The 20,240-nt window shown below is 63.1% G+C and carries 20 protein-coding genes; 10 read left to right on the top strand and 10 right to left on the bottom strand.

The window, feature by feature from the left end:
- Positions 1 to 27: 27 nt before the first annotated feature.
- Positions 28 to 627 carry a ribulose 1,5-bisphosphate carboxylase large subunit gene (locus ACTDXD_RS08400; RefSeq protein WP_440126608.1) on the bottom strand — a complete coding sequence of 200 codons (600 nt, stop codon included), beginning with the start codon at positions 625 to 627 and terminating at the stop codon, positions 28 to 30.
- Between the two features lie 93 nt (positions 628 to 720).
- Between ACTDXD_RS08400 and ACTDXD_RS08395 the strand changes: the two genes are divergently transcribed.
- The 4 genes from ACTDXD_RS08395 to ACTDXD_RS08380 are packed head-to-tail and all read left to right on the top strand — an operon-like array spanning position 721 to position 3,182.
- Positions 721 to 1,224: a methylated-DNA--[protein]-cysteine S-methyltransferase gene (locus ACTDXD_RS08395; protein WP_440126607.1), complete on the top strand. Its 504-nt coding sequence runs from the start codon at positions 721 to 723 to the stop codon at positions 1,222 to 1,224.
- Positions 1,205 to 1,714: an RNA polymerase sigma factor gene (locus tag ACTDXD_RS08390; protein ID WP_440126606.1), complete on the top strand. Its 510-nt coding sequence runs from the start codon at positions 1,205 to 1,207 to the stop codon at positions 1,712 to 1,714. Before ACTDXD_RS08395 ends, ACTDXD_RS08390 begins: the two co-directional genes overlap by 20 nt.
- Positions 1,711 to 2,298 (top strand): methylated-DNA--[protein]-cysteine S-methyltransferase, encoded by a 588-nt coding sequence (locus tag ACTDXD_RS08385; RefSeq protein WP_440126605.1) that lies wholly within the window; start codon positions 1,711 to 1,713, stop codon positions 2,296 to 2,298. Before ACTDXD_RS08390 ends, ACTDXD_RS08385 begins: the two co-directional genes overlap by 4 nt.
- On the top strand, positions 2,295 to 3,182 hold the full coding sequence (locus ACTDXD_RS08380) for a DNA-3-methyladenine glycosylase family protein (RefSeq protein WP_440126604.1): 888 nt from the start codon (positions 2,295 to 2,297) through the stop codon (positions 3,180 to 3,182). The genes ACTDXD_RS08385 and ACTDXD_RS08380 overlap by 4 nt, the downstream gene beginning before the upstream one ends.
- Before the next feature lie 2 nt (positions 3,183 to 3,184).
- Here the strand turns inward: ACTDXD_RS08380 and ACTDXD_RS08375 are convergent, their stop codons facing one another.
- Positions 3,185 to 3,835 carry a TetR/AcrR family transcriptional regulator gene (locus ACTDXD_RS08375; RefSeq protein WP_440126603.1) on the bottom strand — a complete coding sequence of 217 codons (651 nt, stop codon included), beginning with the start codon at positions 3,833 to 3,835 and terminating at the stop codon, positions 3,185 to 3,187.
- Positions 3,836 to 3,940: 105 nt separating this feature from the next.
- On the opposite strand from ACTDXD_RS08375, the gene ACTDXD_RS08370 reads away from it, so the two are divergent.
- Positions 3,941 to 4,963, top strand: coding sequence for a hypothetical protein (locus ACTDXD_RS08370; protein WP_440126602.1), 1,023 nt, complete (start codon positions 3,941 to 3,943; stop codon positions 4,961 to 4,963).
- A 304-nt stretch (positions 4,964 to 5,267) separates the two neighbouring features.
- Here ACTDXD_RS08370 and ctaD read toward each other — a convergent pair whose 3' ends face one another.
- Positions 5,268 to 7,022: an aa3-type cytochrome oxidase subunit I gene (gene ctaD, locus ACTDXD_RS08365; RefSeq protein ID WP_440126601.1), complete on the bottom strand. Its 1,755-nt coding sequence runs from the start codon at positions 7,020 to 7,022 to the stop codon at positions 5,268 to 5,270.
- 128 nt (positions 7,023 to 7,150) lie between these two features.
- Positions 7,151 to 7,831 carry a PAS and ANTAR domain-containing protein gene (locus tag ACTDXD_RS08360; protein ID WP_440126600.1) on the bottom strand — a complete coding sequence of 227 codons (681 nt, stop codon included), beginning with the start codon at positions 7,829 to 7,831 and terminating at the stop codon, positions 7,151 to 7,153.
- A gap of 368 nt (positions 7,832 to 8,199) precedes the next feature.
- Between ACTDXD_RS08360 and ACTDXD_RS08355 the strand changes: the two genes are divergently transcribed.
- The 4 genes from ACTDXD_RS08355 to ACTDXD_RS08340 all read left to right on the top strand — a co-directional run bounded on the left by ACTDXD_RS08355 (position 8,200) and on the right by ACTDXD_RS08340 (position 11,353).
- A complete protein-coding gene (locus tag ACTDXD_RS08355) occupies positions 8,200 to 9,159 on the top strand; it encodes a cation diffusion facilitator family transporter (RefSeq protein ID WP_440126599.1) in 960 nt (319 codons plus the stop codon).
- Positions 9,160 to 9,341: 182 nt separating this feature from the next.
- Positions 9,342 to 10,094 (top strand): MgtC/SapB family protein, encoded by a 753-nt coding sequence (locus ACTDXD_RS08350; protein WP_440126598.1) that lies wholly within the window; start codon positions 9,342 to 9,344, stop codon positions 10,092 to 10,094.
- Between the two features lie 168 nt (positions 10,095 to 10,262).
- Positions 10,263 to 10,556 carry a hypothetical protein gene (locus ACTDXD_RS08345; RefSeq protein WP_440126597.1) on the top strand — a complete coding sequence of 98 codons (294 nt, stop codon included), beginning with the start codon at positions 10,263 to 10,265 and terminating at the stop codon, positions 10,554 to 10,556.
- On the top strand, positions 10,514 to 11,353 hold the full coding sequence (locus ACTDXD_RS08340) for an Rv2629 family ribosome hibernation factor (protein ID WP_440126596.1): 840 nt from the start codon (positions 10,514 to 10,516) through the stop codon (positions 11,351 to 11,353). Before ACTDXD_RS08345 ends, ACTDXD_RS08340 begins: the two co-directional genes overlap by 43 nt.
- A gap of 124 nt (positions 11,354 to 11,477) precedes the next feature.
- Here ACTDXD_RS08340 and ACTDXD_RS08335 read toward each other — a convergent pair whose 3' ends face one another.
- The 4 genes from ACTDXD_RS08335 to ACTDXD_RS08320 form a co-directional block, all read right to left on the bottom strand.
- Positions 11,478 to 12,902 (bottom strand): ABC transporter substrate-binding protein, encoded by a 1,425-nt coding sequence (locus tag ACTDXD_RS08335; protein ID WP_440126595.1) that lies wholly within the window; start codon positions 12,900 to 12,902, stop codon positions 11,478 to 11,480.
- Positions 12,903 to 13,330: 428 nt separating this feature from the next.
- On the bottom strand, positions 13,331 to 14,359 hold the full coding sequence (locus ACTDXD_RS08330) for an aldo/keto reductase (RefSeq protein ID WP_440126594.1): 1,029 nt from the start codon (positions 14,357 to 14,359) through the stop codon (positions 13,331 to 13,333).
- Between the two features lie 5 nt (positions 14,360 to 14,364).
- Positions 14,365 to 15,843 (bottom strand): acyl-CoA reductase, encoded by a 1,479-nt coding sequence (locus ACTDXD_RS08325; protein ID WP_440126593.1) that lies wholly within the window; start codon positions 15,841 to 15,843, stop codon positions 14,365 to 14,367.
- Position 15,844: 1 nt separating this feature from the next.
- The gene (locus ACTDXD_RS08320; protein ID WP_440126592.1) at positions 15,845 to 17,242 is read right to left on the bottom strand and encodes a hypothetical protein; all 1,398 of its coding nucleotides are present in this window, start codon (positions 17,240 to 17,242) and stop codon (positions 15,845 to 15,847) included.
- A gap of 94 nt (positions 17,243 to 17,336) precedes the next feature.
- Between ACTDXD_RS08320 and ACTDXD_RS08315 the strand changes: the two genes are divergently transcribed.
- On the top strand, positions 17,337 to 17,990 hold the full coding sequence (locus ACTDXD_RS08315; RefSeq protein ID WP_440126591.1) for a TetR/AcrR family transcriptional regulator: 654 nt from the start codon (positions 17,337 to 17,339) through the stop codon (positions 17,988 to 17,990).
- Positions 17,991 to 18,035: 45 nt separating this feature from the next.
- Here the strand turns inward: ACTDXD_RS08315 and ACTDXD_RS08310 are convergent, their stop codons facing one another.
- Positions 18,036 to 19,049: an alpha/beta hydrolase gene (locus tag ACTDXD_RS08310; RefSeq protein ID WP_440126590.1), complete on the bottom strand. Its 1,014-nt coding sequence runs from the start codon at positions 19,047 to 19,049 to the stop codon at positions 18,036 to 18,038.
- A 327-nt stretch (positions 19,050 to 19,376) separates the two neighbouring features.
- A complete protein-coding gene (locus tag ACTDXD_RS08305; protein WP_440126589.1) occupies positions 19,377 to 20,102 on the bottom strand; it encodes a TetR/AcrR family transcriptional regulator in 726 nt (241 codons plus the stop codon).
- Positions 20,103 to 20,240 lie beyond the last annotated feature (138 nt).

The following is a 20,240-nucleotide window of genomic DNA, read 5'->3' as shown; positions in this document are numbered from 1 at the left end:
TGAAGGTGACGTTCGGTCAATGAGGCGTCAGTCGTTCTGGGGCTTGTCCTCGCCGCGGCGGAACAGGAAATTGAAGCCGGGCATTCCGGTGATGGCCTGACGCACGTCCTTGGCGACCTCGAGCAGTTCGTGAAGTTCCGGCCCGACGGTCTCGAGGGTCGCCAGGACCGGCATCAGGCCGACCATTCGCTGGGAGAGTTCCGGGAACTGATCGAGCATCAGAATCGCCGCGTGCACTTCGTCGGGCGACAGTTCGTCGAGGAATTGCGACGCCAGCGGTGCTGCCTGCTTCGCGAGCGGCGCGTAGGTATCGAGCAGTTCACCGGCGACGTCGGTGCTGGCACCCGCCGACTCGATGACCTGCTTCGCGTGGGCAGCGGTACCCGCAGCTTCCTCGACGACCAGCGTGGTCGCCTCGATCACCGCGGCTGCGCGTGCAACGGCTGCGGCAGCGTCGGTGACGACACCGTCGACACGTGCGACGAGCGATTCGCTGGTGTCGAGCAGTACTTCGACGCGAGCGGGAATCGTTGCGGCGAAAACAGCCGTGGCGACCGTGCCCTCGACGAGGGTGCGTGCTGCACCGGTGATCGATCCGACGAGGGGCAGCGGTGGCAGCGAGATCATCTGCCCATAGTGCCCGAACCGGGCACCTCACGTTTTCGCCGCCCCGTGCGTCTACCCAATGTAGACCTTGCACCGGATGGAAGGATCGAAGCCGTGACCGCATCACGTACCCATACTGTGATCGGCTCGCCGATCGGCGAGCTGACCCTCGTGAACACCGACGGAGTGCTGTCGGGCCTCTACATGCCCGATCACCACCCTGCCCCGGATCGCGACGGCTTCGGACCACAGAGCACTGCCGGGTTCGAGGTCGCCACCGCCCAACTCCGCGAGTACTTCGACGGCACACGCACGACCTTCACGATCCCGCTCGCGCCGGCGGGTACCGAGTTCCAGCACACAGTGTGGGCAGCGCTTCGAGCCATCGAATTCGGCACCACCTCGACCTACGGGGAAGTGGCAGCCGCGATCGGTCGCCCCACCGCGGTTCGGGCGGTCGCGGCGGCCAATGCACGGAACCCACTGAGCATCGTCGTTCCGTGCCACCGCGTCATCGGCAGCAGCGGCAAACTCACCGGATACGCCGGGGGAGTAGAGCGCAAACTGTTCCTCCTCGAGCAGGAGAAGCGGATAGCCCATGCCCCCACACCGGCCTGAGACACATCTGCCACCGTTCGAACGGGTCGTGGCCGAGCACGGTCCGACGGTGCTCCGGGTGTGCCGCGCCATGCTCAGCGCCGCCGATGCCGACGACGCGTGGTCGGAGACGTTCCTCGCGGCACTGCGTGCGTACCCGGATCTGAAGCCGGACGCCAACCTCGAGGCGTGGCTCGTGACCATCGCGCATCGAAAGGCCATCGACGTCCACCGCGTGCACGGGCGCACACCGATACCTACCGAGGTGCTACCCGAGCGGGCATCGACCACCGACCTTCCCGGCGCCGGCGACGACGAACTGTGGGGCGAGGTTGCGGCCCTCCCGTTCACCCAGCGCGCCGCGCTGGTCTACCACTACATCGGCGGACTGCGGTACGCGGAAATCGGTGAACTGCTGGGCAACACCGCAGAAGCTGCACGTCGTGCCGCATCCGACGGCCGTGCAGCATTGCGTCGTCACTACAGCACCGAGACAGGGAGCGTGTCATGACCTTTCCGACGCCACCGGTCGCGAAGTCCGATCTTGCGTGGCTGCATCGACAACTCACGATCGATGCCGAAGCCGCCGGCCTCCTCGACGTCGCCTACCGGACCGTCGACACCACGGTCGGTCCTCTGCTGCTCGCTGCGACCGACGCCGGACTCGTTCGCGTCGCGTACGTCGCCGACGGACAGGACGACGTGCTGGACGACCTCGCGGCGCGGATCAGCCCTCGCATCCTCGAAGCGCCGCGCCGACTCGACATCGTGGCGACGCAGCTCGACGAGTACTTCGAGGGCAATCGCGCATCGTTCGATCTGCCGCTCGACCTCCGGCTCGCCACCGGGTTCCGGCGCGATGTGATCACGCACCTCCCCGACATCGCTTACGGGCACACCGCCAGCTACGCCGAAGTCGCGGCGGCGGCAGGCAGCCCGAGGGCTGTGCGTGCAGTTGGTACTGCCTGTGCGAAGAACCCTCTGCCCGTGATCGTTCCCTGCCATCGGGTGGTGCGCAGCGACGGCGGGATCGGGCAGTACGTCGGGGGTATCGAGGCGAAACAAACTCTGCTGAGCCTCGAGACCGCGGCATGACGATCCTGCAACTGCCAGTGACACCGCCGTTCGCTGCGTCCGCGATGCTCGATGCACTGCGGAGCCACACGGTCGCGGGTTATGAGCGGCACGACGCACAGACCCGCACGCACAGCCGCGCGGTCCGGGCTCGCGGTGGCCCCGCGGTGGTGTCGGTGACGTTCGCGAGCGATTCCGAAGCCTTTCATGTCACTGCACGGATCGACGCCGCCGACGATCGCGACGTGCCCGAACTCGAACAGCGCATCCGCACCTGGCTGGACCTCGACGCCGAATCGACCGTGATCGACGCGGCGCTGGGAGCAGACCCGATCCTCGCACCCCTCGTATCGGGAAGGCCTGGCCTGCGCGTGCTCGGCGCCACCGACTGGTTCTCCACCGCTGTGCAGACAGTGCTCGGGCAGCAAGTGAGTCTTGCGGCGGGCGCGACGTTCACGGCGAGACTCGTTGCAGCATACGGAGAACCCGATTTCGACGGGTTGCGATGTTTCCCGACGCCGCAGCGTCTCAAGGGTATCGATCCGGACGAACTGAAGACGACGGTTCGAATCACTGGGGCGCGCTCACGTACGGTGTATGCGCTGGCGAACGCTGCAGCCGACGGACTCGACCCGGCATCGAGCTCCGAGTTTCGTGACGACCTACTCGTGCTGCCGGGAATCGGACCGTGGACCGTCGACTACCTGTCGTTGAGGGCCCTCGGCGACCGCGACGCCTTTCCCTCCGGCGACCTCGTGCTGCGCCGAGCATTGGGAGGCATCACTGCCGGTGAAACGACCACGCGCGCAGAATCATGGCGGCCGTGGCGCGCCTACGCCGTATCTCACCTGTGGACACACGCCGCCTACCGTGTGGCAGGTGGCCGACCTGATCGCGGACAGTAGGTTCACCGGCGCACTGGGGTACGGGATTTCTCCTCGGCTGCATCGAGCGCCGGCGCCAGGAGGGAAAGTGCCGCACGGAGCTCGTCGGCAAGTGCACCGGACACCATGATCAGGCCGGTGCCGGCGAGGGGCTCGGTGGCCGGTCGCAGCCACCGGTCGAGCGCGATACGGACCGCGGCCGTCACGCTGGCAGCGAGTACGCGGGCTGCGCGCTCGTCGGTGTCTTCGAGGCGGTCGGCGATTGCGTCGGCCAGGGGGTGCTCCATCGCGCTCGTGGAGCCGAGGAACACCTCTCGAAGGGCCGGGTGGGTGGTGATCAGCAGCAGTGCGTCGCGGTGATGTTCGCTCGGGGCCGTGTACTGCTCGACGATCGCATCGGTGATGGCATCGACAAGCCGGGTGGCCGACGGGTGCGCTGCAATTGCTGCCGCGACCTGGGCCTCCCGCTCGGCGGTGACGGCGGCCACGATCGCGTGCTCGCGACTGGGGAAATAGTTGTTGTAGGTCCTGGGTGAGACACCGGCCGCCTCGGCGATCTCTTCGACGCGCACGTTCTCGGGTCCGCGTTCGCGCGCGAGCTGTAGTGCTGATTCGCGTAGTGCTCGGCGTGTGGCCTGTTTCTTTTTCTCTCGCCATCCCTGTGTCGTCGTCACGACACCAGCATGACACTGTAGGTGCGTGCACGCAATATTGCGTGCACGCATGTTGATGCCTACTGTGGGCGATCGAAGCAGCCAGCGGACGAAAGGGACGGGTAGATGCGCGGCAAGGGCATGACATACGACACCGGCTTCGTCCGGAACGGCAAGACCTCACGTGAGGAGTTCGCCCCCGAGGTGGTCAGGCGCGAACTTGCCATCATCCGGAACGATTTGCACTGCACCGCAGTCCAGATCACCGGCGGTGACCCCGCTCGACTCGAACTCGCCGGCCGTTATGCCGCGGAGTTGGGGTTGGAGGTCTGGTTTTCCCCCTATCCACTGGAACTGACTCCCGGCGAGATCGTGACCTTGTTCGCCGACTGCGCCGAGCGAGCCGAACGGATACGACGCTCGGGCGCCGAGGTCGTATTCGTCGCCGGTGTCGAGCTGAGTATCATGAACCGCGGATTCACCTCTGGTGAAAGCACTTCCGAGCGTCTGGACCACCTACTCGGAGACCCTGAATTCCGGTCTGCCCGGTTCGCCGAGGTGAGCACCCGTCTCAACGACTTCTTCTGTGAGGCACTGCCGATCGTTCGCGCACACTTCCGGGGCAAAGTCACATACGCATGCATACAGTTCGAGCACGTCGATTGGGCGCCGTTCGACTATCTGTCGATCGAGCTGATTCGCTCGGCAGAGGTGGCCGACCGTTTTCGTGAGGGTGTGCGCACGCTGGTCGCACAAAGAAAGCCGGTGGCCGTCACCGGATTCGGAACAGCAACGTGGCACGGAGCCGGCGACATGGCGCCGCGCAGCATGGATATCGTCGAGTACGACGAGCACGGTGACCCGATCCGGTTGCAGGGGCACTACAGACGTGACGAGGCAGGCCAGGCCGACTATCTGCGCGAGCTGTTGGAGATCTTCGACACCGAGGGCGTCGACGGCACCTTCGTGTTCCTCTTCGCGCTGTACAACCACCCCCATCGCCCGGACGGCGACCCGCGTGATGATCTGGATCTCGCCAGCTTCGGGATCGTCAAGGTTCTCGAGAATCACCGCGGGCAGACGTACCCCGATATGGCGTGGGAGCCGAAAGAGTCGTTCACTGCGGTGGCCGAGCACTACCGACGCTGATGCCCGCCGCCTGGTCGAACGCGCACATCGACAGCGTCGGCGACGGTACGGCCCTCATTCGTGCAGGCCGTCCTGATCTCGGATTCCACGCCATGTGCGCAGGTGGGAACGCGCCGGGTTACTGCTGAGGATTTCGTTCTCGGCGATGAGGACGGCGAGTTGGTCGTGCAGGATGCCCCATCGCGTGCGCTTGCTCGACGGTGAAGGTCTCGCCCTGCAGGCAGGTGCGGGAGGCCACGGGCTGTCCCCACGCGTAGGTGAGCGGCACGGTGTGACGCGGATACGTGAACAGTCGAACCGCTGGTCAGCGGGGTGTGTTCGTCTTGTCGGGTGGCCTGCGGTCGGCGCCTTCGAGCACATTGACTTCACGTTTGTGGCTACCCGGCCCGACATGCGCCTCCGCGCGCATCCGCTCCGACATGTGCGGGTAGTGCAGCTCGAACGCGGGCCGTTCGGAGCGGATGCGCGGCAGTTCGGTGAAGTTGTGGCGCGGCGGCGGGCAGGTGGTGGCCCATTCGAGTGAATTGCCGTAACCCCACGGGTCGTCGACGGTGACGACCTGCCCGTAGCGGTAGCTCTTGAACACGTTCCACACGAACGGCAGCGTCGAGGCCCCCACGATGAACGCCCCGATCGTGGAGATTGCATTGAGCGTGGTGAACCCGTCGGACGGCAGATAGTCCGCATAGCGACGCGGCATGCCCTCGTTTCCCAGCCAGTGCTGCACCAGGAACGTGGTGTGGAACCCGACGAATGTCAGCCAGAAATGCCACTTACCGAGCCGCTCGTCCATCATCCGGCCTGTCATCTTCGGGAACCAGAAATAGATGCCGGAATACGTCGCGAAGACGATGGTGCCGAACAGCACGTAGTGGAAGTGCGCCACCACGAAGTAGGTGTCGTGAACGTGGAAATCCAGTGACGGGCTCGCGAGGATGATCCCGGTCAGTCCGCCGAACAGGAAGGTGATGAGAAAGCCGAGGGCGAACAGCATCGGCGTCTCGAACGTGATCTGCCCTCGCCACAACGTGCCGATCCAGTTGAAGAACTTCACCCCGGTCGGTACCGCGATGAGGAAGGTCATGAACGCGAAGTACGGCAGTAGCACCGCTCCGGTCGCATACATGTGGTGCGCCCACACCGCGACCGACAGAGCGGCGATCGCGATGGTCGCGTACACCAGGCCGGTGTACCCGAAGATCGGTTTGCGGCTGAAGACCGGGAAGACCTCGGTCACGATTCCGAAGAACGGTAAGGCGACGACGTAGACCTCGGGGTGCCCGAAGAACCAGAACAGGTGCTGGTAGAGCAGCACACCACCGGTCGCGGGGTCGTAGATGTGTCCGCCGAGGACCCGATCGACGAACGCGCCCATGAACGCCGCGGTCAGGAGGGGAAACACGAGCAGGACCAGGATCATGGTGATGAAGATGTTCCAGGTGAAGATCGGCATCCGGAACATGGTCATGCCCGGGGCGCGCATGCACACGACGGTGGTGATCATGTTGACGCCGCCGAGGATCGTGCCGAGGCCGGTGACCGCCAAGCCGAGAAACCACAGGTTCGCGCCGACGCCGGGTGTGTGGATAGCGTTGGCGAGCGGCATGTAGGAGGTCCAGCCGAAGTCCGGCCCACCACCGGGGGTGATCAGGCTGGACAGCACCACCACGGCACCGAACAGGAACAGCCAGTAGCTGAATGCGTTCAATCGTGGAAATGCGACGTCGGGTGCGCCGATCTGCAGCGGGAGGATGTAGTTGGCGAAGCCGAACACGATGGGTGTCGCATAGAGCAGCAGCATGATGCCGCCGTGCATGGTGAACAGCTGGTTGTACTGCTCGTTCGACAGGAATTGCAGTCCCGGCACGGCGAGTTCGGTGCGCATCAACAGTGCCATCAGACCACCGGCAAGGAAGAAGCCGAAGGCGGTGACGATGTACATGATCCCGAGCGTTTTGGGATCGGTGGTGGTGATCAGCCGGTACAGCACCGACCCTTTGGGGGCGTACCGCTGCGGATACGGTCTCGTCGCTTGCGCTTCTACTATCACCGGTTCCATGGGATCTCCTCGGAGGAGCTGTGCTTTCACCAGTGGATGGCCTGTGGTGCACAGGTGATCGTTGCCGGAATCCACCAGTGTTCCGAGCGTAAGCCGCGGGTCGTTCGGCCACTGCGGATCTACTGAATTCAGACCTCAGGTACGCGTTGGTGGAGGGTCATGAGCAGATGATCGAAGGTGCTGCGACTTATGGCCTCTGTCGCGGAACCGCTGGTGACTTCCCGCACGAGTTGTTCTGCGAGTGCGCGCAATTTGATGTTGGTCTCCTGTGATCGCCACGCGAGCACCTCGAAGGCGCGTTGCGCCGAGATGGCATAGACCGCCATCAGCATCCCCTTGGCCTGGTCGATGACGGCTCGGGTTTCGGCGAGTGCCGCCACCGCGTCGTCTACGCCGCCTCGGACCTCGTCCTCGATCTCGTCGGTCACGTCGAGATAGAACCCGGTTGTGCCCAGTATCTCGCCGTGGTCGCCCCGCAATTGGCTGCCGACCACCGCAACGTGCTTGACGGTGCCCTTCGTGTCGATGATGCGGTGCCGGCTGCTGAACGGTGCGCCCGACATCCGCACCGCGGTGAACAGTTTCGCGAGCTGTTCCTTGTCGTCGGGGTGCTTGTGCTGCAACATCAACTCGACGGTGGGATGGACCGTGCCCGGTTCGTAGCCGTGCAGGATCGCCACCGCGTCGGACCATTCCCATGTGTCGTCGGCGAGCAGGTACCGAAAGCTCCCGATGTGGTCCCACGACCGGTGGGCGACCAGATCGATCTGTTCGGGTGCGTCGCCGGCACCTGAAGCGTGGTCCGTCATACGAGCGATTATGCGACAGTTCTCGACGAAGGCGACGCAAGCCGTAGAGTCCTTCTCAGGCCATCGCCATCGGGTGTTGTCAGCTGGGTCACGCCGATCACGTCGACACCGGCCGACCTGTACACCGTTGAGGTCGACTACGCCCGCAGCAGCACTACCACCCACGCCGAAGCCCATTTTCATGCGCCGCGTCCGGCTGCGCTGTCTGGCCAATCCTGTCGGACTGTTCGTCGCCGACTCTCGCGGCCACAGCCCCCGGAAGAACCGCGCCGGTCACGTTCGGCACGTGTAGGGCCGGTCGCCAGGTACGTGCAACAGAAATCGGCGTCATCCGGTCCCCGCTGACCGAACCTGCCAGACTGACGAAGATGGACACGCCCTCTCCCCGTAAAGCGGCAACAGACCAGGACCTCGGCGGGGAAAGTATGCGCACCGTGCTCATCGCATTCGGCGCGAACTTTGCCGTCGCACTGGCCAAGACGGCCGCTGCATTGTTCACCGGATCTGCCTCCATGGTCGCCGAAGCCGCACACTCCTGGGCCGACACGGGCAATCAGATCTTCCTTCTGATCGCCAACCGTAGAAGCGCACGTGCTGCCGACACGAACCATCCACTCGGCTATGGCCGAGAAGCGTACGTGTGGTCACTGTTGGCTGCGGTCGGCCTTTTCGTCGCCGGCTCTGCGGTGTCGGTTTGGCACGGCATCACCGAACTGATCCACGAGAGCGCGGGCGGTGAAAACTATGCGATCGGCTACATCGTGCTGGCCGTCGCGTTCGTCCTGGAAGGCATCTCGCTGCTGCAGGCCACCCGCCAGCTCGGCGGTGAGGCCGACCGCGCAGACCGGGACATTCTGGATTACGTGCTCGAGACGTCGGATCCCACATTGCGGGCGGTATTCGCCGAGGACAGCGCTGCGCTGATCGGAATCGGCATTGCCTTCGTCGGAATGGCGTTGCACCAACTCACCGGCAACGCGCTGTGGGACGCCATCGGATCGATACTCGTCGGCGTACTGCTCGGCGTGATCGCGGTGATTCTCATCGATCGCAACCGGCGGTTTCTGACGGGCGAGCCGGCCTCTGACGCGTTGCATACCGCGGCTGTGGCACGCATCGAGAACATGCCCGAGGTTGCGGCGGTGCGGTTCGTCCGCCTCGAATACGTCGGGCCGAAACAGGTGTTCCTCGTCGCCAGTGTCGATCTGATGGGAGACTACGCCGAGTCGCGTATCGCCCCCACCCTGCGCAAGCTCGAACGAGACCTCGAACGCAATACGCACGTCGTCGACGCAGTACTGACGGTCTCGATGCCCGACGCCGAATAACCGCCACGCGGTACCGATGTCGTTTGGGCCGTGCCCTGCAGTGGAATGCGAGACCACATCACACCGCTCCGACAAGGGGACCAATTGGTGAACTCGACCTGAGTGGTATCGAGTGGCCGTGCGGGCGCGAGGACACCCTCGGCCCGGTCGTCGAAGCTGCCCACAAGGAAGGACATAGGGCAATGCTGCTCGACTCGCCTGCCGAATGGTGGCAGCTGCTTGTCCTGCTGAGTGTGGCGTTGGTGCTCTCCACCGCGGTCGGTGTGGAACGTGAAATCAAGCAGAAGTCGGCCGGCATGCGCACCCACACTCTCGTCGGACTCGGTGCTGCGCTGTTCATGGTGATCAGCAAGTACGGGTTCGACGACGTCGCCGAGGAAGGGCTGGTCACCCTCGACCCGTCCCGGGTGGCTGCACAGATCGTCTCCGGGATCGGTTTCATCGGCGCCGGCCTGGTGTTCGTACGTCGCAACAAGGTCCGGGGACTGACCACGGCCGCGTCGATCTGGCTGACTGCCGCCATTGGATCTGCTGCCGGAGCAGGCCTGGTGGTGCCGGCAATATTTGTCACCGTCAGCCATTTCCTGATCGCGTACCTGTATCCGGCCATCGTCCGGCTCACCGGTATGAGGCGTTCGCAGCAGAACATCGTGCGGGTGCGTTATCTGGACGGGACCGGAGCGTTGCGTGGAATTCTGCACACCTGCACCGAGCAGGGTTTTGCAGTGGACGGTTTCTCCACCCGCGGATCAGTAGCCGAGCATGGCGGTCTGCTGGGTCGGCTGGCCGACGGTCTCGATCCCGCCACCCTTCCCGCCGCTCAGGTGGAGGTGGAACTCGAAGTCGAGGGGGCTGGACCGCTATCGACCTTGGTGACCCGGTTGTCGGAGTTGGCGGACGTGACCCGCGTTCAACTCGATGATCCCGTCGAATAGCCGGTAGCCGCGTCTTGCTGCTCGGACACCACCGGGGGAGCATCGACGCCGATATGTGGCCAACACGGGGCCCCGCGCAGCCGTGATCGCTGCACAAGAGCACATACGTTTACCTTCGTCGACGGCGGGCACCCGAATCACAACCGCGACACATCGAGAGGGGAAGCCGTGCATGCCGACCGTTTCGCAGAGTTCACCACCGAGAAGGGGCCGTTCGCTTCGGTGTACTACGAGGATTCACACGCATCGGAGGACGCGGCGCAGATCGCGGAACTGACATGGCGTTCGATCCGCGAGCAACTCGAACAACTCGAGGCCCCGCCGCCGGTACTCGACAACATCGAACGCGCGTTGGCGGAGGCGCCGACAGCGATCGGCCGCGGTGGACGCGCGATCGTGGCCAACGGGGCAAGGTGCTCGTGCACGAGCGGCTCGTCCGTCCGCCGCTGCGCACTGAAGTGAGGGTTTCCGAGCTGCCCTACCTCCTGCCGTTGGTGGAACACGGCGCGAGCGGCCGGCCGTATCTCGTGGTCGCCGTCGACCACACCGGCGGTGATCTGACGGTCTACGACCAGCAGGGCACTGCGCTCGATGAAGAGACAGTCGCCGGGGAGGGTTATCCGATCCACAAGGCCTCCGGTGCACAGACGCCCGGCTATGGAGACCCCGAACCTCGCGTCGAGGAGCAGCGGCACCGCAACATCGCCGCCCTCGCCGACCGCCTCACCGAGCTCGCCGACGAGCACCGGTGTGAGCCGGTGTTCGTGATCGGTGAAATTCGCTCTCGCAGTGATTTGGTGGAGGCGTTGCCGCAGCGCATCAAGGAGGTGTCGATGCAGCTGCAGACAGGCTCTCGGGGTGAGGGTAGCGACCGGGAACGCACCGGTGAGCACATCGAGCAGGCACTGGCGCAGCAACGTCTGACTGAAATGGACGAGACGGCGGAGCGTTATCGCGCCGGAGCCGGCACAGGACTGGCCGTCGAGGGATTGAGCGAGGTGACAGCAGCGTTGCGTCAACGCCGCGTCGACATGTTGATCCTGGGGGATCTCGGCGACGTCACGGTGTTGGTGGGTGACGATCCTTCCCTTGTCGCCGCCGATTCGGGTGCGCTGTCGGAGATGGGTTCGGGCAGTGAGCGGATCCATCGTGCGGATGAAGCCCTGCCGTTCGCGGCGGTGACCAGCGGCGCAGCCATGCTGCGGATGGACGAACGGTTGACCCCGGCGGATGGGGTGGCCGCATTGCTGCGCTACTGAGCGCACCGTGTTCGTCCACAAGGTGTCGAGGAGCACGCCTCTACCGAGCAACCTCCGTGTCTGGACTCGCGTGACGATGATCGACCGGCGACTTCGGGGTACTCGCCCTGCCGAACACGGGCCATCAGTTGATCCAGATGTTCTCGGGAAGCGGTGACCCCAGGGTGTAGAGGACCACACCCTTGACGGTATCGCCGTAGATAACCGATGGGACGGCCCGTGTGTAGAAGATGCCTGGCGTGAGTGCGACGAGGCGCTCTTGAACAATGTTGTAGGCCTCTTTGCGCGCTTCCAGCGATATCTCGAGACGACCGGCGTCGAGTGCTGCGTCGAGTTCGGGGTCATTGGTGCCGACGAAGTTTCCTTTCGATTCGGAGTGGAATGCATTCCACAACGGATAGTCGGGGTCCTGGATGACCGCTGACGAGATGATCATGTCGAAATCGCGGTCGGTTGCCCGCGCGCCTGCAGCAGTGGCATCGACCACCTCGACATTCACATCGACGTTGTCGAAGGCACTGAGTTGAGTCTGGACTGCTTCCGCAAGAGTGCGGCTCTCGGTCGTGGGATAGGAAACGAAGTTGAAGTTGACGGGTTTCCCTTCTTGCGCAAGCTCGTTGAAAAGCTGTTGGGCTTGCTCTGCGTCGGTCTCGTTCAACGGGACGTCTGTATAGAAGGGACTTTGCTGGTCGAACAGTGTATTAGGGAAGATATTCTCGCCTTCATACACGATGCTGTTGATGATAGCGAGGTCAAGCGCCAAAGAAACTGCCCTGCGGGCTCGTTCGTCGTCGAACGGTGCTCTACGTTGGTTCATGGCCATCATCTGTCCACCTCCGGTGGGCACGATTTCGCCTATGAGCCCGGCAGCCTCCGCTTTTCGGATGCTTGCCATGTTGGTCTCCGAGGCCAGATCGGCTCCGCCGGTAATCATGGAGTTGAGCCGGGTATTGCTGTCGGCGACAACCTGGATGGTCAGGCCGTCCAGATAGGGCTTGGGGGCCTCGTAGTACCCGGGATTCTTCGTCAGCTCCATCTTTGCCTGCCTGGTCCAGCTCACCAGAGTGAACGGTCCTGCCCCCACGGGCGCTTGATCGAACGATTCGCGACCCTTCTCCAAGGCCGTGGGAGACGCGATCCAATTCAGGGCACTGGAGAACACCGAAACACCGTAATGCGGGTTGGGGGCAATCAAAGTGATTCTCAGTGTGGTGGGGTCGATTACTTCGGTGTGGGCGATCTGGGAGGCTTGGCGGATCGAGGACGAGCCGAGGGCAGGGTCTTTGAGACGGTCCCAGTTGAACTTGACCGCTGCAGCGTCCAGCGAGGTGCCGTCCGTGAACGTGAGCCCGGGCTGGAGCGTGAGGGTAAATGTTGTGCCGTCGTCTTCGGTCGAGAAACCGGTGGCCATCTTGTATTCGGTCTCGAGGGTGTCGACGTTGTTGATCATCAGAGTGCCGTAGAGGGCATTGCCGAGTACGGGGTGGTGTGCCCAGGTGTTCGACAGAGCTGCCGGATCGAGCGAACGTGGCTCAGCAGTCTGCAGCACTCGGGCAATTCCGCCGGGTACCGGGTCACCTTCGTCCCTCGGTGCACCGTCGCTCGCGGTGTTGTTCCCGCTGCCGCATGCGGCGACCGTCAACAGCAGTACGACCGAGAAGGCGACTGCCAACGCCTTGGGAAGGTACTTGTGTCGGATCATGATGGGCCCTTTCGGTCCGAGGCTCGATTTGGCAACTGAAGGCAGCGGTGTCCCAACTCGTCGAACTGGCGTGTTCGCCGGCGGCATGGGTGAGGAGGTCACCGATCTCACAGAACTGACACCGAATTGGTGGAGTGAACATTTGAGCGCACGGGCTGTGACGGAGACTTGTGTTCGGGAAGGAGAACACGCGTCGAATCTATTTCCGCTGGACCGGAAAAGTTCTCTCCTCGAATTATCGGCCTCGACGAGTCCTGACGGATCCGCGTGGCAGGCTACGCCAGGTGACTACCGGCGGACATCGAGGTGATGTCCCCACGTAGCCAGCCCTGGAACATGTCGATGAAGGCACCCGGATACTCGGCAGGCATCTCGCTGAGGCGGTCCAGTCGTTCGACGATCTCGACGGGTAGATCGAGGCCGAGGGCAGAGAGGTTGTCGTCGAGCTGTTCTGGCGTCCGTGCGCCGAGAATCGTCGACGTGATCGGACGGGTCCGCTGCCATGACAACGCCAACCTCGCGGGACTGCAACCGAGTTCGGTAGCGATCGCACGAACTTCGGCCGTGATTCGGAAGCCGCGCTCATTCTTGACCAGCTTGTCGACAGTCACCTCTCGTTGTCCCAATCGGGTACCGGCGTTGCCCGCGTCGGGGGTGACCTTTCCGGTGAGCATCCCGGCGGCCAGCGGACTCCAGCCGACGAAGCCGAGACCTTCCTCGCTCAGCAGTCCGAAGTGCTCCCGTTCGAGCGTCCGCGTGATCAGGTTGTACTGCCCTTGGAAGGCGACGAACCGTTGCGCGCCGATCCGGTCTGCGATCGCGAGCGCCTTCATCAACCGGTAGGCGCGCATGTTCGACGCTGCGACGTAACGAATCTTACCGGCGTGAACGAGATCATCAAGTGCGGAGACGGTTTCTTCGAGGGGCGTGGCCTCGTCGTCGAGATGCAGCCAGTAGACGTCGATGTAATCGGTGCCCAGCCGCCGCAGGCTCCGCTCGCATGCGGAAACAAGGTGCAGGCGACTGGTACCGCGGTCGTGTGGGCCGCGGCCTGTCGGCAGCCCAGCTTTGGTCCCGAGCACGACCTGTGAGCGTTTGCCCTTGATCGCACGCCCGACGATTTCCTCCGAACTACCGTAGGCATCCGCGGTGTCGAGGAAGTTTCCACCGGCATCCAGGTATCGATCTACCAGATCGATGGCGGTCTGCTCGTCGCAGCCCCAATCCTTCATCCCGAAGGTCATGGCTCCCAAGGCAAATTCGGATACGACCAGCCCGCTGCGTCCGAGTCGGCGCAGTTGCATCGAACTCATCGTAGGTCTACCGATTGGTCGATCACCCAACGCACGGACCGGCGCAGCGGCTCGGTGCCGTCGTGGGGCAGGCGGCTGGTCTGCTCGGGATCAGAACTTGCCTGTGCCTTGAGGTCTACGCCGAGCGGCAGGGTGCGTTGGACACCGTGGAGGGCGAGGTCGTCGCGCAATTGTTCACGCAAGGTTTCCGGATAGATCCCCACAGTCTGAGTTGCTTCACTGACCCAACGGGGGACACGAGTGATATCGGCGATCGGGACGAGATTGACTACTCGATTGGTGAGACTATCGGCAAACTCCACCGGTTCGTCGGTGCGCGAGACGACGACACCTGCCGAGGAGGTATCACCGATGACTCGGTAGAACTCATCGTCGAGCGCGACGGCGCGTAGTTCGTCCTCGAGCTCCGGCGCCGGTGATTTGGGGGCGGTCGACTCGTGCTCGGGCAGACCTAGAAATGCCTGATGGACCGCCTGGCCGAACTGTTCGAGAAGGGTGAGGTCGTCCTCGTCGGTGGTGCACTGGACGTAGACCACGCGAGTGCTCGAGCAAGCGGTCTGGTTCATCCGTCCGGCCATCAACGCGACTCCGAGCGCGGCCTCCTGCATCGCCTCGGCGGTTTCAAGTGCTTCGTGACCGACAATCGAGATCGACAATTTGGGGTTCATCGCGATCAGCTCGATACCCGGCACCAGGTACTTCTGGATGTGGGTCATCGACGACATGCCGCCCCAGGCGGTGAGCTTCTCGATCCGGGACGGCCGGTAGACCTGTCGCTCGATCTGGGTGTCGCCGCCTTTCCAGTACGCCACCGCAAAATGTTTGGCGACTGGATGGTCGGGGTCGATCTCGATCATGGTGCGTACGATCGCTGCGGCGGTGAACGGATCGTTGGAGGGGGTCTTGATCAGGCAGTCGCTCTTGGTGAATGCCGCATTCAGTACGGTCAGTGCCGCGGTGATGGGCACGTTGCCCGCGATGATGTGCATCTGCCGGGTACCGATGGCCCGCATCCGCATGGTGGACGCGCCGGGACTGCCCAGTTCGACCCACCCATCGAGGTAGGCCTTGCCCAGCTTCCCCTCTACCTGGCGGCTCATCCGGTCACGGTCGAACATGGCCGGCATCTGATCGTAGATCGGCCGTAGTACCGGCGGTGTGAGCTCCCCAGCATCCAGGCACAGGTCGAATGCTGTTTGCATCAGTGGATTCCGGTCCATTGCCAGGCGGGGTCCGAGCTCGGCGAGAAAGTCGAGGATCTCGTCGATCGGCGTGTTGTGCAGGTCAGTGAGGTCGCTCGCGTCTCGCAGAACCAGGTCCGCGGCGTACGCGCGCGCGTCGGGTGTCCGGAATCGTGCGCCAGTGCGTCCACCGAACTCGATCGAGTTGTTCTCATCGGGTTCGATGATGCGTCCGCGCAGGACCAGCGGGATGTCCAGCACGGTGGTCTCGGCCGGAGAGGTAGTGAGTGTCATGTCAGCCCTCGCTCACGTAATCCATGAAGTCGTTGTACGCCTGGGCCGTACCGGCGCAGGTGATCTTGTCGTCGCCGCCCTCCATCTCGCCGAAGCGTACGATGTTGCGATCGATACGGGGTCCACCCCAGCCGCATTCGCACGTCAGGTCCCAGTGGATCGTGACCTGGTCTCCGGAAATGAAACCACCCCAGTATGTTTCGGCCAGCAGATCGAACAGGGCAAATCGTCCGGTCTGTATGCCTCGGCGTGGCAGCGGTCTAGCGTCCTCGTCGAGCACGAGCGGAATCGTGAACGGAAGGAAATGGAAGTACCCGGCACTGCACAGGGGTGCCGTACCCATGCATTCCGACATTCCGTACATGCTGCGGATCCGGTCGATGCCGAAGAAGCTTTTCAGTAGGTCTTCCCAGTCAGGGGGCGCGTCCCTGAAACCCTTCATGCCGCCACCGGCCATGAGAATCGAGTCCGGTGCGAAGGAGCATTGCACGCCGGTTTCACGGCCCTTGAGGGCGATACGGACCAGGTCGGCAGAGGTTCCACCGATACGTACCCGCTCTCCACGGAAGTCTTCGGCGAGCGCAGCGAACCACTTCTGGAGGTCGTCGTCGCGGTGCCGATTCGCTTCGATCAGGGCCCTGCGTTCTTCGAGCAGTTTGGGATCGAACTCGAGTGTGTCCAGCTCGCCGCTCTCCTCGGCTGCCTGGAGCCGGCCTGCAAGGGACAGCAGATCCGAGGACAGTGGGTAGTCGTAGAGCATGTGGCGTGCTGTCTCGCCTCCGGCGGATGCCTCGGCGAACAGCTTGCCCATCTTGGTCATCATCTGGTGCCCGGCACGGTAGCCGGCAGAGAATGTCGGGATTTGCACGGCCTTGGTGTCGAAGCCGACTGCGGCCCGCATCGCTTCGAAATAGGCGTTCTGCCAGGCCGGCCATTCGTTGCGGGACCGTGGAATGAAGCTGAGCTTGCCGGTGGTCCCTGTGGAGTGCCCGATGATCATCCCGTGTTCATCGAGCCGGTCGAGCCATGCATCCACCGAATGGAGGCCCTCTAGCGGGATGGTCGTCAGATCATGAGTGGTCAACCGGTCCAGCCAGGCGGTCAGGCGGTCGAAGCGTCGCTTCTCGATCAAGCTCAGCGGATAGCTCTTGTAGACCCGATGATCGAATAGCAGTGGTACGACGTCGTCGATGCTGTCGACGTTCTCGATCTCCTGCCGAGTGGCGAGCTTGTCCAGTGCGGAGATCTGCGGCCTCAACGTCTTGAATCGGTCGATCAATGCCGACCGTTGTGCTTCTTCGACTTCGGAATACGGCAGCGCCAGCAGTTCCTCGAAGGGCTTCTGCGTCCAGGAAACGATAGAGCTGGGATCGAGGACGCTTGTGGTGGTTTCAGTCATGTTGTCCATTCCCCGAGATACGGAAGACGTACAGAAAGTAACCTCATTGGTATACTTAGATGTGGAATGTAGTCCCGTCCGTATACTTCTGTCAATGACGACTACGCCTAAAACTTCGCGGACACGGACCGGGCGCCCGACGCAGGCCGAAGCTGCTCAACTCAGTGAACGGATGCGAGAGGCTGCGCTCGGAGTATTCCTCGATCGTGGTTTCGATCGGACCACGATGGAAGCGGTGGCAAAGGCCGCGGGAGTCACCAAACGTACTGTGTATGCGCGATATCCGGACAAGAATGCTTTGTTTGCCGGAGTCGTCACGTGGGCGTTGTCTCGGTGGAACGAACCATTGCCGGACGTCGCCACAGACGACCTCGAGCAGGGCTTGCTGGCCCTCGGTCGGCCGATGCTGGCGAGGGCGGTGGACCCCGACATCGTCAAGCTCAATCGGATTGCAATGGCCGAGGCGGAGAGGTTCCCCGAGTTCGCTCGCAATACCCAGTCGCTGACCTGGTCGCCACGCATGCAGGCGGTGATGGAGTTGCTCGAACGTCACATGAACGCAGGCACGTTACGTATCGATGACGTGGAATGTGCTGCAGAGGATTTCCTTGCTCTGGTGACGCTCATGCCGGCACGGCTGGCGATGTTCGGTATTACTCGATCACCCGAGCGCGAGGAGGCCCATCTGCGCCACGCGGTGTCGTTGTTCCTGCATGGCGCACTCTCTCGTGGTGCCGACCAATCGTAGAACTGGCCGGGCTCTCAGTGAGGATTGCATGGGCCCGTCGTAGATCTATAGCGTCGATTCTGTCATGACGAGGGAACGGACCCAGGAGCCCCAGTGGTGGATACGTTGCCACATCAGTTCCCGAGTTCCGGCGAAGTTGTGCATGTGTGCCATTCGCGGGCAGACGAACAGATCTACTGAACTCGACGATACGTAGGCGCGTGCTTCCCCTTTCGGGTCTACTACAGTGTCCCGTTCGCCCATGGCAACCAGCACCGGTGTGGTCACTGCCGCCGCCTCCGGTGCCACGACGCCCGGGGTCAGCACCGATGCGGTGACACCTCGCGGATACGTTGTCGAGCGCCATCCGTCGTTCTCGATCGCCGCAGGATCGACGTCGTCGTAGTGGAAGAACCACTGATTCGTCTTCGAGGAAATCTCCAACGGCCGTGCGCTGTGCAGATGCATCTCGATGCGAGTCCGGTTGAGGACCACCTCCCGTTCGTGGGCGGATGGGTCACGTAACCGCCAGGGGTGGACGATCGGATCAGTGCCCGGCGGTGCTACCGGATGGGAGTGCACCGCGCTGTAGCCGAGCACTGCCAAGCCGTGGTAGTCGTGATACCGCCCCTGTTGAGTGATGGCAAGCGCACCACCCATCGAATGCCCGATGCCGAGCAATACTGGATCATTCAGTTTCGGATACCCGTGCAGCACAGTACCTTCGACAAGCATGCGGGTCACAGCCTGCTCGGCTGCATGGTTGGCCGCACTCACTACTCCGAAGTTCAGGAGCATGTCGTCATGATGCGTGGTGCTCGCCCCGGCCCCGAGGTGGTCGAGTGCAACGAATACCCAACCTCGCGCGGCGTGCCATTCCGCCTGGCTTACGGACTCGGCTCCGGATGAAGAGCGGAAGTAGTAGCCGCGGGTGGCGCCGGCCCCAGGCTTCGCGAAGCAGATTACCGGAACCGCGCCCAGCAGTTCCGGTAGCGGTAGTTGGATGGTGACGGCAATCTCGGCATGTTCGCCCAAGCTTGCCGCATCGGTGACATCGATACGTAGTCCGATCGACTCCATTGATCACTCCTCGCGGTGAGTGCATGGCGGCAGCACTTGTGAGCCATAGGGCAACACATTACTCAGTAAGTGACCACGCAAGTATACTTAACGATGAATATCCGGTTCACTGCGCCTTTGTCAATATCTGATCTACAACCCGGACGGGTCCTATGCCCGGATGCGTCGAGGCTCGTCCTCCCCCGTATTCACGAGTGCATGGTCGTGCGAGGTTCACGGGTAGGCGAAATCTGTTGGAGCGCAGCATATCCCTGGGATGGGATTCAATTGGTTCGGAACGCGGTAGGGCATTTGCAGAGGTGAAATCGTACTCGGACCGATGTGGTGTCAGCTCGCGGTGGCAGGCCGACGCGAGGGTGTTTCGTTCCCCTTCGGTGCTCTGCCGGACCGTTTGGTCCCGCCGGGGGCGCCTGGGGCGGCGGGGGCGATCGCACGCAAAAACAGCTTCACTGCGTATTGCAGGTGACGTTCCGCTTGTTCTTCGCTACGGAAGACGCCGAACTCGGCTAGTCGAGTGGGGAGTGCTTCGACGAGAGCCAGGAAGTGTTCGGCTGCGAGTTCGAGTTCGTCATCGTCGATTTCGATCTCACCTAGGTCTATGTGCCGCTGTAGCAGCTCCATCACCGCGCGTAAACGTGCCGACCACAGCATCGTTTCGCCGCTAACGGCGAACTCGGGGAACCGTGCGGATTCGTTCATCGCGATCCGCTGCAAGCGCACAGTTTGCGGATCGGTGCTCCAGGCCAGTGCCTTGCGCGCGACATCGATGAGCGATTCGCGTAAGTCGCCGCTGTCCGTCCGGGGCAGGGTGTCGCCGGGATCGTGACGCGACATGGCCCAGGGGATCACATCTGCGAAGAGTGCGCGCTTGTCGGGGTAGCGCGAATATAGAGTTTGCTTCGTGATGTGGGCGGCCTTGGCGACGGCCTCCATCGACGTTCCGTCGTAACCGTGTTCGAGAAATGTCGCCACGGCAACATCCCGCAATTGCTCGTCGAGCTGTGCAATCTCGGCTCGAGTGGGCCGTCCGGGCCGTCGGTTCGTGGTCGCCATGGTGCTTCAGTGTATCGAAATGGGCAGGTCTGCACGGAGCCTGTCCAGCGTGCGCTGGGGCGGCACGAATGTGCGTCAGCGGGCAGGGGCGGCACCGTCGAGAGTCGGGGGCGGCGCCGACGGGACCCAGTGTGGTAG

Source organism: Rhodococcus sp. SJ-3, from assembly GCF_051918125.1.
In the GTDB taxonomy this organism is placed as follows: Bacteria; Actinomycetota; Actinomycetes; order Mycobacteriales; family Mycobacteriaceae; genus Rhodococcus.
This window is presented reverse-complemented; position numbering and strand designations above follow the sequence as displayed.

Coding starts and splice junctions, on each gene's coding strand:
- ACTDXD_RS08400 (WP_440126608.1), bottom strand. CDS start 627: ATGATCTCGCTGCCACCGCTGCCCCTCGTCGGATCGATCACCGGTGCA.
- ACTDXD_RS08390 (WP_440126606.1), top strand. CDS start 1,205: ATGCCCCCACACCGGCCTGAGACACATCTGCCACCGTTCGAACGGGTC.
- ACTDXD_RS08385 (WP_440126605.1), top strand. CDS start 1,711: ATGACCTTTCCGACGCCACCGGTCGCGAAGTCCGATCTTGCGTGGCTG.
- ACTDXD_RS08380 (WP_440126604.1), top strand. CDS start 2,295: ATGACGATCCTGCAACTGCCAGTGACACCGCCGTTCGCTGCGTCCGCG.
- ACTDXD_RS08370 (WP_440126602.1), top strand. CDS start 3,941: ATGCGCGGCAAGGGCATGACATACGACACCGGCTTCGTCCGGAACGGC.
- ctaD (WP_440126601.1), bottom strand. CDS start 7,022: ATGGAACCGGTGATAGTAGAAGCGCAAGCGACGAGACCGTATCCGCAG.
- ACTDXD_RS08360 (WP_440126600.1), bottom strand. CDS start 7,831: ATGACGGACCACGCTTCAGGTGCCGGCGACGCACCCGAACAGATCGAT.
- ACTDXD_RS08355 (WP_440126599.1), top strand. CDS start 8,200: ATGGACACGCCCTCTCCCCGTAAAGCGGCAACAGACCAGGACCTCGGC.
- ACTDXD_RS08350 (WP_440126598.1), top strand. CDS start 9,342: ATGCTGCTCGACTCGCCTGCCGAATGGTGGCAGCTGCTTGTCCTGCTG.
- ACTDXD_RS08330 (WP_440126594.1), bottom strand. CDS start 14,359: ATGCAACTGCGCCGACTCGGACGCAGCGGGCTGGTCGTATCCGAATTT.
- ACTDXD_RS08325 (WP_440126593.1), bottom strand. CDS start 15,843: ATGACACTCACTACCTCTCCGGCCGAGACCACCGTGCTGGACATCCCG.
- ACTDXD_RS08320 (WP_440126592.1), bottom strand. CDS start 17,242: ATGACTGAAACCACCACAAGCGTCCTCGATCCCAGCTCTATCGTTTCC.
- ACTDXD_RS08315 (WP_440126591.1), top strand. CDS start 17,337: ATGACGACTACGCCTAAAACTTCGCGGACACGGACCGGGCGCCCGACG.
- ACTDXD_RS08310 (WP_440126590.1), bottom strand. CDS start 19,049: ATGGAGTCGATCGGACTACGTATCGATGTCACCGATGCGGCAAGCTTG.
- ACTDXD_RS08305 (WP_440126589.1), bottom strand. CDS start 20,102: ATGGCGACCACGAACCGACGGCCCGGACGGCCCACTCGAGCCGAGATT.